This window comes from Streptomyces hamibioticus (assembly GCF_047946815.1).
Lineage (GTDB): Bacteria > Actinomycetota > Actinomycetes > Streptomycetales > Streptomycetaceae > Streptomyces.
On record NZ_JBKKQY010000001.1, the window covers coordinates 1,598,583 to 1,611,430 of the forward strand.

Annotated in this window: 11 protein-coding genes and 3 pseudogenes; 6 read left to right on the forward strand and 8 right to left on the reverse strand. The window is 73.5% G+C overall.

What is annotated here, in order from left to right:
* Positions 1–25 precede the first annotated feature (25 nt).
* The 4 genes from ACLGIH_RS07210 to ACLGIH_RS07225 form a co-directional block, all read right to left on the reverse strand.
* Positions 26–982 carry an ABC transporter substrate-binding protein gene (locus tag ACLGIH_RS07210; protein WP_416524384.1) on the reverse strand — a complete coding sequence of 319 codons (957 nt, stop codon included), beginning with the start codon at positions 980–982 and terminating at the stop codon, positions 26–28.
* Positions 983–1,070: 88 nt separating this feature from the next.
* Positions 1,071–1,736, reverse strand: a complete 666-nt coding sequence (locus tag ACLGIH_RS07215; protein WP_416524385.1) for an ABC transporter permease — start codon at positions 1,734–1,736, stop codon at positions 1,071–1,073.
* Positions 1,733–2,437: an ABC transporter permease gene (locus ACLGIH_RS07220; protein ID WP_416524386.1), complete on the reverse strand. Its 705-nt coding sequence runs from the start codon at positions 2,435–2,437 to the stop codon at positions 1,733–1,735. The genes ACLGIH_RS07215 and ACLGIH_RS07220 overlap by 4 nt, the downstream gene beginning before the upstream one ends.
* Positions 2,434–3,558 carry an ABC transporter ATP-binding protein gene (locus ACLGIH_RS07225; RefSeq protein WP_416524387.1) on the reverse strand — a complete coding sequence of 375 codons (1,125 nt, stop codon included), beginning with the start codon at positions 3,556–3,558 and terminating at the stop codon, positions 2,434–2,436. The genes ACLGIH_RS07220 and ACLGIH_RS07225 overlap by 4 nt, the downstream gene beginning before the upstream one ends.
* A gap of 208 nt (positions 3,559–3,766) precedes the next feature.
* On the opposite strand from ACLGIH_RS07225, the pseudogene ACLGIH_RS07230 reads away from it, so the two are divergent.
* The 4 genes and pseudogenes from ACLGIH_RS07230 to ACLGIH_RS07245 form a co-directional block, all read left to right on the forward strand.
* Positions 3,767–4,317, forward strand: a pseudogene (locus tag ACLGIH_RS07230) (NAD-dependent epimerase/dehydratase family protein); the annotation flags it as partial.
* A pseudogene (locus tag ACLGIH_RS07235) lies at positions 4,296–4,736 on the forward strand (glycosyltransferase family protein); the annotation flags it as partial. The pseudogenes ACLGIH_RS07230 and ACLGIH_RS07235, both read left to right, overlap by 22 nt.
* Positions 4,737–4,744: 8 nt before the next feature.
* A pseudogene (locus ACLGIH_RS07240) lies at positions 4,745–5,197 on the forward strand (DUF2064 domain-containing protein); the annotation flags it as partial.
* Positions 5,198–5,511: 314 nt separating this feature from the next.
* The gene (locus tag ACLGIH_RS07245; protein ID WP_416524388.1) at positions 5,512–6,507 is read left to right on the forward strand and encodes a lysylphosphatidylglycerol synthase transmembrane domain-containing protein; all 996 of its coding nucleotides are present in this window, start codon (positions 5,512–5,514) and stop codon (positions 6,505–6,507) included.
* A gap of 19 nt (positions 6,508–6,526) precedes the next feature.
* On the opposite strand, the gene msrB is transcribed toward ACLGIH_RS07245, so the two are convergent.
* The 4 genes from msrB to ACLGIH_RS07265 form a co-directional block, all read right to left on the reverse strand.
* On the reverse strand, positions 6,527–6,934 hold the full coding sequence (gene msrB, locus ACLGIH_RS07250; RefSeq protein ID WP_416524389.1) for a peptide-methionine (R)-S-oxide reductase MsrB: 408 nt from the start codon (positions 6,932–6,934) through the stop codon (positions 6,527–6,529).
* Between the two features lie 14 nt (positions 6,935–6,948).
* Entirely contained in the window at positions 6,949–8,337 is a 1,389-nt protein-coding gene (gene murC / locus ACLGIH_RS07255) for a UDP-N-acetylmuramate--L-alanine ligase (protein WP_416524390.1), read from the reverse strand.
* Positions 8,338–8,451: 114 nt separating this feature from the next.
* Positions 8,452–8,925, reverse strand: coding sequence for an indole-3-glycerol phosphate synthase (locus tag ACLGIH_RS07260; protein WP_416524391.1), 474 nt, complete (start codon positions 8,923–8,925; stop codon positions 8,452–8,454).
* 263 nt (positions 8,926–9,188) lie between these two features.
* Positions 9,189–9,974, reverse strand: a complete 786-nt coding sequence (locus ACLGIH_RS07265) for a pyrimidine reductase family protein (protein WP_416524392.1) — start codon at positions 9,972–9,974, stop codon at positions 9,189–9,191.
* A 693-nt stretch (positions 9,975–10,667) separates the two neighbouring features.
* Here ACLGIH_RS07265 and zapE point away from each other — a divergent pair.
* Both zapE and ACLGIH_RS07275 read left to right on the forward strand, forming a co-directional pair.
* Entirely contained in the window at positions 10,668–11,783 is a 1,116-nt protein-coding gene (zapE, locus tag ACLGIH_RS07270) for a cell division protein ZapE (protein WP_416524393.1), read from the forward strand.
* A gap of 483 nt (positions 11,784–12,266) precedes the next feature.
* Positions 12,267–12,848 (forward strand): carbonic anhydrase, encoded by a 582-nt coding sequence (locus ACLGIH_RS07275; protein WP_416524394.1) that lies wholly within the window; start codon positions 12,267–12,269, stop codon positions 12,846–12,848.

Sequence of the window (12,848 nt, forward strand, 5' to 3'; positions counted from 1 at the left end):
ACTCACTGTGCGGCCGGCCGACGTGTCAGCCCAGGCCCACCGACTTCAGCCAGGCCTTGGCCACGTCCATCGGGTCCTTCTTCTCCAGCTGTATCCGGGCGTCCAGTTCCATCAGCGTCCTGGTGTCCAGCTCGGCGGAGACGGCGTTGAGGGCGTCGACGCCCTTCTGGGAGAGGTCGCCCTTGCGGACCAGGGGCTGCACGTTCTGGAAGCCGAAGAGGTTCTCCGGGTCCGTCAGGACGACGAACTTCTCCTTGGTGATGGCCGGGTCCGTGGTGAAGATGTTCGCGGCCTGCACCGTGTTGTCCTTGAGCGCGGTCCGGGTCAGCGGGCCGCCCGCGTCCAGCGCCTTGAAGGACTTGAACTCCACGCCGTAGACCGACTTCAGGCCCTCCAGCCCCTGGTGCCGGGTCTGGAACTCCGGGGGCCCGCCGATGACCAGCTGGTCCGCGACCTCCTTGAGGTCGCCGATGGAGGACTCGGCGGTGAGCTCGTACTTCTCGGCGGTCCTGGCGTTGACGGTCACCGAGTCCTTGTTCTGCGCGGCCGACGGCTGCAGCAGCGCCAGCTTGCCGTCGAGCTTCTTCTCGATGGCCGCCGTGGTCTCCTCGACCGTCTTCGGCGTGGCCTTGGGGTCGAGGTAGGCGAGGAGGGCGCCGTTGTACTCCGGCAGGACGGTGACGGAGCCGTTCTTCATCAGGCCGTACGTCGTCTCGCGGCTGCCGATGTTGTGCTTGTAGGTCACCTTGATGCCCTCGGCCCGGAGCGCCTCGCCGTAGATGTCGGCGAGCAGGGTGCTCTCGGCGAAGTTGTTGGAGCCGACGACGACGGTGCCCGCCTCCGCCTTGTCCCCGTCGAGCGGGTTGTCGGAGGTGTCGCCGGACGAGCAGCCCGCGAGCAGCGCCGCCGCGGCCGTGAGCGCGACGGCCGTCGCACCGGTGTGCCTCGTTCTCGATCTGCTGCTCTTCGCGCCAGTAGTCATCTCTCGATCCAATCCAGCCGCTTGTCGGCCAGTCAACAACGGCCTGGTTACGGTTTTCGGCAGGGGAACCCCGGTCGGCGGGCGGCGGTCAGCGCCTGCGCACTCCCGGGGACACGGTCAGCCGGCCCGCCGCCCAGAACACGGCGAGCGTGGCCAGGGCCAGGGCGGCGACCAGGGTGGCGCCACCGACGACCTTCTCGTAGTCGCGCTGGTAGAGGCCGTCGATGATGTACCGGCCGACGCCGCCGAGGCTGACGTAGGCGGCGATGGTGGCCGTCGAGACGATCTGGATGGCCGCCGAGCGCAGGCCGCTCAGGATCAGCGGCAGGGCGACCGGCAGTTCGACCTGGAACAGGATGCGCTTCTCGGTCATGCCCATGCCCCGGGCGGCGTCCACCGGGGAGGGGTCGACGGAGCGCATCGCCTCGTAGGTGGTGACCAGGATGGGCGGGACGGCGAGCACGACCAGCGGGATCATCACGGGGAGCAGGCCGATGCCGAGCAGGACGGCCATGAGGACCAGCAGGCCGAAGCTGGGCAGCGCGCGGGCGGCGGTGGCGACGAACGCCAGCGCGTTGCCGCCCCTGCCGGTGTGCCCGGTCAGCAGGCCGGCGGGCAGCCCGATGGCGGCGGCGAGGGCCAGCGCCAGCAGCGAGTACTGGACGTGTTCGAGGAGGCGGTGCGGGATGCCGTCGTAGCCCTGCCAGTGGGCGCCGTCGCCGAAGAAGGCGCTGACGAAGTTCAGGACGTTCACCGGGTCGCCGCCTCCTCCGGCACGGGCGGCGCCTGCCGCCGTGCGGACCTGCGGCGCGGGCCGCCGCGCGGCATCCACGGCGTCAGCAGGACGCGGAGCCCGACCAGCAGGGCGTCGCACAGGATCGCCAGGACGGCGGTGGTGATCACCGAGTTCACCGCCAGCACCGGCCGGTCGTACTTCTGCGCGGCCGCGAGCAGGTTGCCCAGGGCGCCCTGGTTGCCGATGAGGGCGCCGACGCTGACCAGGGAGATGCTGGAGACGGTGGCCACCCGCAGCCCGGCGATGATCGCGGGCGCGGCGATCGGCAACTGCACCTGTGCGTAGCGCCGTACGGGTCCGAAGCCCATGGCGGTCGCCGCGGCCAGGGTCTCCTGCGGCACCGAGCGGACGCCGTCGACGATCGCCGGGACCAGCACCACCAGGCTGTACACGGCCAGCGGGATCATCACCGTCAGTTCGGTCTGGCCGGTGTAGTCGATGAGGACGACGAAGAAGGCCAGGGACGGGATGGCGTACAGCACGGTCGTCAGGCCGAGCACGGGCGGGTAGAGCCAGCGCAGCCGCACGCACAGCTGGGCGAGCGGCAGCGCGAGGACGAGTCCGGCCAGGACCGGCAGCAGGGCCTCGCGCAGATGGAGTCCGACCAGGCCCGGGTAGGTGTTCTGGAGATCGCTCGGGATGTCGAAGAAGCCGTTCATCCGGCGACCTTCGCGTCGGGCCGGTGCCGGGTGTGGGCGTTGCGGATCGCGGCGCCGATGGCCGCCTGGGAGACGACACCGGTCACCCGGCCGTCGGCGTCCACGGCGACGGCCCAGCCGGTGGGCGACAGGACAGCGCAGTCGAGGGCGGCGCGCAGCGAGTCGGTGCCCGGGGTGAACGGCCGCCCGTAGGGCAGCAGCCGGTCGGTCCGGACGTCCCCGGCGGTGAGGTCCGCCGGTGCGCTCCAGCCGAGGGGTCTGCCGTCGGCGTCGGTCACGAGCAGGTAGGGGGCGGCGTCGGCGGCGCCGATCCGCTCGGCGGTGGCGTCGGCCGGCACCACCGGGCCGGTGGTCAGCTCCAGGTCGGCGGAGGGGAAGAAGGACAGCCGCCGGATGCCCCGGTCGGCGCCGAGGAAGTCCTCGACGAAGGCGTCGGCGGGGTCGGAGAGGAGTTCGGCGGGCGGTGCGTACTGGGCGAGCCGGCCGCCTTCGCGCAGCACGGCGACCATCGTGCCGAGCTTGATGGCCTCGTCGATGTCGTGGGTGACGAAGACGACGGTCTTGCCCAGTTCCTCCTGGAGGCGCAGGAGTTCGTCCTGCAGGCCCTTGCGGACGACCGGGTCGACGGCCGAGAACGGCTCGTCCATCAGCAGCACCGGCGGGTCCGCGGCGAGCGCCCGTGCCACGCCGACGCGCTGCTGCTGCCCGCCGGAGAGCTGGTAGGGGTACCGCTTGGCGAGGGCGGTGTCGAGCCCGACCCGTTCCATCAGTTCCGCCGCCCGGGCCCGGGCCTTCTGCTTGCCCCAGCCGAGCATGCGGGGCACGGTGGCGATGTTGTCGACGATCGTCCGGTGCTGGAAGAGCCCGGCGTTCTGGATGACGTAGCCCATGGACCGGCGCAGGGTGGTGACCGGCTGCCGCTGGATGTCCGCGCCGTCGAGGAGGATGGTGCCCCCGGTGGGCTCGACCATCCTGTTGATCATCCGCAGGGTCGTCGTCTTGCCGCAGCCCGAGGGTCCGACGAGGACCGTGATCGAGCGGTCGGGTATCTCCAGCGACAGCCGGTCGACCGCCACCGTGCCGTCCGGATACCGCTTGGTGACTGATTCCATCCGTATCAAAACGCCGAATACCCTTCGGGTGGGCGGACAACGCGCAAGGTCTGGCCAAGGTCGTACGGGCAGTTGCCGGGAGAGTCTAGACGCCGGGTGGTGCCGGACTGGGGGGCGCCACCAGGCATTGTCCGGTTCGGCGGCGGCGTTCTTACGGAGCGGTGACGTGCGGGCGCGGACCGCCGTGCGGGACCGCTCACGGTCCTGGCGTGAGCGCATGCGCGTTCTGGTCACCGGCGGTGCCGGGTTCGTCGGATCCCATGTCGTCGAGGCACTGCGGGCACGTGGGCACGAGCCCGTCGTGTACGACGTCCGCACCGATCCGGCGTCGGACGTGCGGGACCGGCAGGAGGTGGGCCGGGCGCTGGCGGGGTGGACGCCGTCTGCCATCAGGCGGCGATGGTCGGCCTCGGCACCGGTTTCTCCGACACGCCCGAGTACGTCTCCCGCAACGACCTGGGCACGGCGGTGCTGCTCACCGCCATGGCGGAGGCCGGGGCGCGGCACCTGGTGCTGGCCGGGTCGATGGTGGTGTACGAGGAGGGCCGGTACGCCTGCGCCCGGCACGGCGCGGTCCGGCCGGGGCCGCGGGCGGTCGCCCACCTGGCGGCGGGCCGCTTCGAGCCGCCGTGCCCGGTGTGCGGCGCGGACCTCTCGCCCGAGCTGGTGGCGGAGGAGGCCCCGGCCGATCCCAGGAACGTGTACGCGACAACCAAGCTGGCCCAGGAGCACCTGGCGGCGGCGTCGCCTCTCTGGACCCGGCCGACCTGGTGCCGTTCGTCCGCGAGGTGCGCTCGGGCGGGGCCGACCTGGTGCTCGGCCGGCGCCGGCCGCGGACCCGGCGCGCGTGGCCGGCGCACGCCCGGGCGGGCAGCCTGGTGCCGGCCCGCATGCTGCGCCGCCGCACCGGGCTGCGCCTGCACGACCTGGGCCCGCTGCGGGCCGCCCGGCGCACGGAGTTGCTCGCCCTGGGGCACGACCGGCGCAGCGGCTACCCCTTGCAGATGGTGGTGCGGGCCGCCGACGCCGGCTGGCGCCTCGCCGAGTACGACGTGCCGTATCTGCCGCGCACCGGGGCCTCCAAGGTGACCGGCACCTGGCGCGGCACCTGGCAGGCGGTGCGGGACATGCGCCGGGTGCTGGCGGAGGCGCCCCCGGGGACCGTGCGGGAAGGGGGCGACCGGTGAGGCCGCCGGTGACGACACTGCTGGTCATCGCCAAGGAGCCGCGGCCGGGCCGGGTCAAGACCCGGCTGACGCCGCCGTTCACCCCCGAGGAGGCGGCGGCGCTCGCGGAGGCCGCCCTCGCGGACACGCTGGACGCCGCAGCGGCGACGCCCGCGCGGCGCCGGGTGCTGGTCCTGGACGGGACGCCCGGCCCCTGGCTGCCGCCGGGCATCGACGTCGTACCGCAGTGCGGGGGCGGCCTCGACGAGCGGCTGGCCGCCGCGTTCGCCGGCTGCGACGGCCCGGCCCTGCTGATCGGCATGGACACCCCGCAGGTCACCCCGGATCTGCTCACCGTCGACTTCGCGGACTGCGACGCGTACCTCGGGCTCGCCGAGGACGGCGGCTTCTGGGCGCTGGGGTCCGGCTGCTGCCGGCCTGCGCGTGGCTGCCCCGGGCCCGGGCCTGGCTCGCGGCGCAGGCGGCTCTGGCCCTGCTGGTCAATCACCTGGTTCTGACGGGCTGGTGACGGGGCAGAACGGGATGGCGGGATGAAGGGACGACGGGCGGGATAAGGGGCTGAAAGGACGGGCGGGCGGGATGACGGGATGACGGAGTGGTGAGGCGGCGGGGCCGGCACCGGCGTCCCGACCACGTCGTCCCCCCGTCGGCGCCGTGTCGCGCTGCGGACACCGTGCCGTCACGCCGGGCGGGGATGTTACCGCCGCCCCCTGCCGCGCCTGGTAGCCGTCCGCCCCGGTCCCCGGGGGCGCGACGCGGAAGGACGACGTACCCCGTGTCCCTGTTGCCGCTCGACGCCGCCTCCGCATCCCCGGCCGCCCGCGTCCGCTCCCCCGCCGCCGGCCGCCTCGCCCGCCGTGCGCTCGGCCTGCTGCCGCTGCTGCTGATCGCCGGCTGGGCGGCGGTCGACCGGCAGTCCGTGCGCGACGGAGCCGCCCGGCTGGCCTCCGCCGACCCCGGGTGGCTGCTGGCGGGACTGTTCTTCACCTGCCTGGGCTGGGTGGCCGCCGCCTGCGCCCGGCAGGGCGCCCTCCCGGAGCGCCTTCCGCCGGGCCTGCTGCTGGCCTCGCAGTTCGCCGCCGACGCCGCGAACCACGTGCTTCCGGCGAGCCTCGGCGCCCATGCCGTCACCCTGCGCTTCCTCCAGGGCCGCGGCATCCCGCTGTCCCGGGCCACCGCCTCGATCGCCCTGTACTCCCTGGCCAAGTCGATCGCGAAGACGGCGGTCCTGCTGTTCTTCCTGCTGGCCTTCCCGAGCGTGCTGCACCTCGGCGACCTGGTGCCGGACGGGCGGACCCTGCTCATGGCCGTCGGCTGCGTGCTGCTGACGGCGGCCGTGGCGGGCCTGGTCCTGGCCCTCGCCCGCCCGTTGCGCCGCCCGGTCCGGGACTTCCTGCGCGCCGCCCTGACCGACGTACGCCGCGTGCACACCCGCCCCGCCCGGGTGCTCGCCCTGTGGGGCGGGGCGGCCGTCGCCCCGGTCCTCCAGGCGAGCGTGCTCCACTCGGTCGGCGCCGCGCTCGGCCTGCCGCTGACCTGGGCCCAGGTGGTGTTCGCCTTCCTGGCCGCGGGCGCCGCGGTCGGCGCGGTCCCCGCCCCCGGCGGCATCGGGCCCGTCGACGCGGCGGTGGTCCTCGCCATGGCCGCCTACGGCGCACCCCTGCACCTCGCCACGGCCACCGTCGTCGGCTACCGCGTCCTGACGGTATGGGTGCCGCTGCTGCCGGGGGCGTTGGTGCTGTCGGCGCTGGTGCGGCGCAAGGTGCTGTGAGCCGTGGGCTCCGGCCCCGTCAGCCCTCGTCCGGCGTCAGCCGCAGCGAGATGGAGTTGATGCAGTACCGCTCGTCGGTCGGGGTCGGGTATCCCTCGCCCCGGAACACGTGCCCCAGGTGGGAGCCGCAGCGGGCGCAGCGCACCTCGGTGCGCACCATGCCGTGGGACCGGTCCTCCAGCAGCTCCACGGCGTCGGAGTCCTTCGGGTCGAAGAAGCTCGGCCAGCCGCAGTGGGACTCGAACTTCGTCTCCGAGGTGAACAGCTCGGCGCCGCAGGCCCGGCAGGAGTAGACGCCCTTGGTCCTGGTGTCGGTGTACTCGCCCGTGAAGGCGGGCTCGGTGCCCGCCTCGCGCAGGACGGCGTACTCGGCGGGGGACAGCTCCGCGCGCCACTGCTCGTCCGGCTTCTCGACGTCGTACGGCATGAGCCTTCAACCCCTCACTTCGACAGACGGTCCAGGATGTGCGGGCCGAGGTCGGTGACGTCGCCCGCTCCCATGGTGAGAACGAGATCACCGGCCTTCGCGATTCCCGCGACCGCCCCGGGCACCTCGGCCTTGTCGTGCAGCGGCGTGACGTCGGCGCCCGCGGCCCGGGCCGCCTCGATGATCAGGTCGCTGGTGACGCCGGGGATCGGGTCCTCGCGGGCCGGGTAGATGTCGAGGACCACCGAGGCGTCCGCCAGGGACAGCGCCTGGCCCATCTCCTTGCCCAGCTCCTGGGTGCGGGAGAACAGGTGCGGCTGGAAGACGACCAGGATGCGGGCGTCGCCGGCCGCCGCGCGCATCGCCTCCAGGTCGGCGGTCATCTCGGTGGGGTGGTGGGCGTAGGAGTCGATCACCTGGACGCCGGCCGCCTCGCCCTTCAGCTGCAGGCGCCGCTTGACGCCGGTGTAGGCGCCGAGCGCGGGGGCCAGCTCGGCGGCGGGGACGCCGAGAGCGGCGCCCGCCGCCAGGGCGGCCACGGCGTTGTGCGCGTAGTGGCGGCCGGGGACGGAGACGGTGAAGGTCAGCTCCGTGCCGTCGAGGACGACCGTGACCTCGCTCTTCAGGCCCTGCGGGACCACGGAGAGGATGCGGACGTCGGCGTCCTCGGACTCGCCGTACGTCACCGTGCGCACCGATCCGGCCAGCCGCCGGGTCAGCTCCCGCGCGCCCTCATGGTCGGCCGCGATCACCAGGGTGCCGCCGGGGACGATCTTCGCGGCGAAGGTCTCGAAGGACTCGTAGATCTCGTCCATCGAGGCGTAGTTCGCGTGGTGGTCCAGCTCGACGTTGAGGACGATGGCGACCTCAGGGGCGTACTTGTGGAAGCTGCGGTCGCTCTCGTCAGCCTCGGCGACGAAGATCTCGCCCTCGCCGTGCAGGGCGTTGGAGCCGGGGGCGTCCAGGTCGCCGCCGATGGCGTACGACGGGCCCAGGCCCAGCTCTGACAGGGAGACGGCCAGCATCGAGGTGGTCGTGGTCTTGCCGTGGGTGCCGGCCACCGCGATCGGGCGCAGGCCCGTCATCAGGGCGGCGAGGGCGTCGGAGCGGTGGACGACCGGGACGCCCAGCTCGGCCGCGCGGGCCAGCTCCGGGTTGTCCTCGCGGATCGCCGACGACACGACCACGCAGCTCGCGTCGTCGGCGAGGTGCTCCGCGGCGTGTCCGACGTGCACGGTGACACCCAGCGCGCGCAGCGCCTCGGCGGTCGCGGACTCCTTCGCGTCGCTGCCCGCCACCTCGGCGCCGCGCTGCGCGAGGATCTTGGCGATGCCCGACATTCCGGCGCCGCCGATGCCGATGAAGTGCGGTCGGTCCATGGCGGTGGGAAGGCCGGGTGCCATGCGCGTGTCTCCCTGTGCGTGCGGTGCCTGCGGTGCGTGCGGTGCCTGTAGTGCGTGCGGTGCCGCGGTGCGTGCGGTGTGCCCGCCGTCGCGGCGGTGGTACAGCCGCCCACCTTATGCCTTGCTGTGGGAGAACAGTTTCAGGACCGGTACGCCGACCTTGTGCCGGGCCCGGGAGGCCCAGTCCCGGTGAAAGAACTCCTCCACGTAGTGCGGGTCGGTCAGGACGATCACCTCGTCGGCGTCGACCTCCTCGACCAGGGTCTTCAGCGCGTCCAACGGGTGGTCCTGGACGAGTCTGCCCGCGGCCTCGCTGCCGGCCGCGTGCAGGGCGGTGAGGGACACCTCCAGGGCTCTGCGGCCGACGCTCATCGCCTCCTCGCCCTCGGGGGTCTCGCCCTCCCGGACCGCCTCGTCCAACTCGCCGAGGGCCACGTCGTCGATGGCTCGCAGCAGGCGGTCCGCCTGGTCGCCGCGCGGCTGGAGCAGCACGTGGAAGGAGACCGGCTCGTCCCCGTGCAAGGTCGTGACGAACTCCACGTCGGCCGATGTCATGGCCTTCTCGATCATCAAAACGCTAGTGAACACAGGCGCCCCTTCTCCTTCGAGGGCCCCCCGTGGGCCCACCAACCGCATGGCCGAAGCAGCCCTGCGGAAACCATCCTGCCCCGTGATCGCACGGGTACTGCCGGATTCAGTGTGCCCGTCACGGGCTAAACGGAACGAGAGATTCCGCCGATTCCCGGATGCGCGGTACCGCTCGTACGGGTGTCCGGCCGGCACCGGCCACGCCTTCGCTCCGGACCGCTCACGCCTCCGTTCCGGATTCCGCTCACGCCTCCGTTCCGCATTCAGTCGCGTCGGTACCGGCTGAAGAGGAAACCTTCCTCCTCCAGCAGGGACGCCAGCGCGAACCGCTGCGGCACCGCGACCGACGGCCCGCCCGCGATGCGCTGCGCGTCGCCCGCGGTGAGCGTCGGGGAGACGGTGAGGCACAGCTCGTCGAGCACGCCGGCCGCGACGAACTGGCCGAGCAGCCGGGGGCCGCCCTCGGTGAGCAGCCGGGTGTGGCCCAGCTCGGCGAGGGCCCGCACGGCACGCTCGGGGTCCACGCCGACGCCGTCCCCGGCGGTCACCACGCGGGCGCCCGCCTCCTCGGCGGCGGCGATCCGGTCCGGAGCCGCGGCGGCGCCGGTGAGGATCAGGGTGGGCACCAGCGGCGAGGTGAACAGCGGCAGCGTGAAGTCCAGTGCCAGACCGGCGCTGACCACGGCGATCACCGGCGCCGGGCCCTGTCCGGCGGCCCGCCGCGCCTCGACGAACTCGGCACGCGCGCGTGCCGGGCGGTACCCCTCCCGGCGTACCGTCTCGGCGCCGACGACCACGACGTCCGCCAGGGCCCGCAGCGTGCCGAAGATCCGCATGTCCGCGGCGCTGGAGATGGGCTGGGAGCGCCCGTCGTGCTGCGCGGCCCCGTCGAGGCTGGCGACCATGTTGGCCCGCAGCCAGGCGCCCGACCCGCCCGGCTCCGGATAGGCGTAGGCGTCGGCCAGCTCGGCCAGGCTCCACTCACGGTCGGTCACCGGGTCGGGGCCCGAGTCGTCTGTCAGGTGGGTCACAGGGAACAGGCGTCGCATGCCGTGCAGTGTTCCACGCACCCCGCCTTCCATCCCGCCCACGGCGTCCGCCCCTCCCCTGCGCCACCTGCGCCGTCACCCACAGACCGACCACACCGGGTCGTCCCCGGACAGGGATCGGGCGGAACCGGAAGGGGCCGCCTCCCCCGGAAGACTCACCGCCCCGCCCCGCACGCGCCGCCTCACCCCGCCCCGCACGCGCCGCCCCGCCCGCGCCTCCATCGCCTCCCCCGCTCCGGGCTGGCCCCCCGTCCCATCCCTGGCCCCGGGCGGCCGCCCTCCCCACCCATTCCCGTGGCCGCCGCCCTCCCCACCCCGCCGCTCGACCAGCCGCCCTCCTCCTCTGCTCCCCGACCCGTCATCACCCTCCCCGTCCCGGGATCCGGGCCCCCGCCCGCAAGCCCCAGTCCCCGGTTCGCCGCCACCCTGCCCGCCCCGACCCGCGGCCCTGCCCCCTGCCCCCTGCCCCGGCCCGCGGCCGAAGGGTCGGCTGCCGGGCCGCCCGCGCCCGGCCGGTCGCCCGTCCGGACCCTCCCCACGAGCCCGCGTCAACCGCACGTCCGGACCCTCCCCACGAGCCCACGCCAACCGCCCGGCCGACCCTCTCCACGAGCCCACGCCAACCGCCCGGCCGGACGCTCCCCCGCAGGCCCGGGCATCCGGCCGCCCCCGCAGGCCCTAACATGGGGAGGCGTGTCGTCCTCCTCCGCCGCCTCCGGTTCCGCCGCCTCCGGGTCCAGCCCGATAGCCGGCGCCGCCCCGCTGTCCCTGTGCGCCCGTGAGCCGCACGTTCCCGCGGACCGCCTGGTGGCCGAGATGGTCCCGCCGCCGCGGTTCGACTCGGTCCGCTTCAGCACCTACGTGCCGGACCAGAACCAGCCCAGCCAGAGCGAGGCCGTGCGGGTACTGGAGGGCTTCGCGGCCGGACTGGGCGGGGCTCCCGCGGGCGGCGGCAGGCGCGGCCTCTTCGGGTTCGGCCGGAGCAGGGCTCCCAAGGCCCCCGCCGGCCCCCGCGGCGTCTACCTCGACGGCGGCTACGGCGTCGGCAAGACCCACCTGCTGGCCTCCCTCTGGCACGCCACCCCGGCCGACCCCGACCGCAAGGCGTTCGGCACCTTCGTGGAGCTGACCAACCTGGTCGGCGCCCTCGGCTTCCAGCAGACCGTGCAGACGCTCTCCGGGCACCGGCTGCTGTGCATCGACGAGTTCGAGCTGGACGACCCCGGCGACACCGTCCTCGTGTCGACCCTGCTCGGCCGTCTGGTGGACGCCGGCGTGGCGCTCGCCGCCACCTCCAACACACTGCCGGGCAAGCTCGGCGAGGGCCGCTTCGCGGCGGCCGACTTCCTGCGCGAGATCCAGGGCCTGTCGGCCCACTTCCGCGCCCTGCGCATCGACGGCGAGGACTACCGTCACCGCGGCCTGCCCGAGGCACCGGCCCCGCACTCCGACGAGCAGGTGACCCGGGCGGCGCAGGCCACCGCCGGCGCCTCCCTGGACGCCTTCCCCGACCTGCTGGACCACCTCGCCCGCGTCCACCCCAGCCGCTACGGCGCCCTGACCGACGACGTGCGGGCCGTGTGCCTCACCGGCGTGCACCCGGTGCAGGACCAGTCGACGGCGCTCCGGCTCGTCGTGCTGGCGGACCGGCTGTACGACCGCGAGATCCCCGTCCTGGCCTCCGGACTGCCGTTCGACCAACTCTTCAGCGAGGAGATGCTGAAGGGCGGCTACCGCAAGAAGTACTTCCGGGCGATATCCCGCCTCACCGCGCTGGCCCGGGACGCGGCGCGCCTGGTCACGGACTGACCGCACGGCGCCGACTCGTCAACGGCCCCCACCAGGAGTCCGTTCAGGCCATCCGCCCCACAATTTTCGGGCGGTCTCGGCCTAGTAACACTTCGTTAACCCTGCAAACCCCCCTGCCGGGTTACCTTGTCTCTTGACCAAGCGTTGACCAAACCTTGGTGCGTACTAGACGTGCGCTCAGACGTGCGAATCGACCGAAGGGGGGCCATGTTGGGAGGTCGACGGCCCGGGCCGCGAGATCACCCCTCGCCACAACCTCACCGGCACTCCCACCCTTCACAGTTGTCGAGTTCTTCGCACCCGCGCATACAACCCGTGAAGTCATGGCCAACACCCTGCCCGGAACCACCCCTTCCGAAGGTGTGCCGCGCGGCGTGACCCACGCCCGCCAGGTCAACCGCTGCTGAGCGTCAGAGCAGCCCCCCACCTCTGTCCTGCCCATCCGACGCGTCCCCGCTGCGCGCCAGGAGGAAACACCACATCATGCAGCCCCTCATCGACAACGCCCGCATGTTCGGACAGCGCCCTGAGGAGTTCGCCGGGTTCGCCGAGGGCCAGTCCCCCGGCGTCCTGTTCATCACCTGCTCCGACTCCCGGGTCGTACCCGCCCTGATCACGGGCGCCCGGCCCGGCGAGCTCTTCGAGCTGCGCACCGCCGGAAACGTCGTCCCGCCCTACGGCGGCGAACGCCCCACCGGAGAGGTGGCCACCATCGAGTACGCCGTGCAGGTGCTCGGCGTCGGCGACATCGTGGTCTGCGGCCACTCGCACTGCGGCGCCGTGGGCGCGATGGTGCGCGGCGACGACCTGACCGCCGTACCGGCGGTGCGCGACTGGCTCGCGTACGGCGCGGACCAGCCCAAGTGCTCCGACCCGGCCGACCCGACGGTCGCCGAGGCCGTGCAGAACCACGTGCTCGCACAGCTTCAGCGGCTGCGCTCCTACCCGTGCGTGGAACGGCGGCTGACCGAGGGCGGGCTGCGGCTGCACGGCTGGTACTACGAGGTCCACACCGGCACCGTGCGCCAGCACCGCCCGGAGACCGACACGTTCGAGGCCCTGTGA

What these genes read in the sequence shown, in the direction of transcription:
- ACLGIH_RS07210 (WP_416524384.1), bottom strand. Translation starts at nt 982, where the DNA reads ATGACTACTGGCGCGAAGAGCAGCAGATCGAGAACGAGGCACACCGGT.
- ACLGIH_RS07220 (WP_416524386.1), bottom strand. Translation starts at nt 2,437, where the DNA reads ATGAACGGCTTCTTCGACATCCCGAGCGATCTCCAGAACACCTACCCG.
- msrB (WP_416524389.1), bottom strand. Translation starts at nt 6,934, where the DNA reads ATGCCGTACGACGTCGAGAAGCCGGACGAGCAGTGGCGCGCGGAGCTG.
- murC (WP_416524390.1), bottom strand. Translation starts at nt 8,337, where the DNA reads ATGGCACCCGGCCTTCCCACCGCCATGGACCGACCGCACTTCATCGGC.
- ACLGIH_RS07265 (WP_416524392.1), bottom strand. Translation starts at nt 9,974, where the DNA reads ATGCGACGCCTGTTCCCTGTGACCCACCTGACAGACGACTCGGGCCCC.
- ACLGIH_RS07275 (WP_416524394.1), top strand. Translation starts at nt 12,267, where the DNA reads ATGCAGCCCCTCATCGACAACGCCCGCATGTTCGGACAGCGCCCTGAG.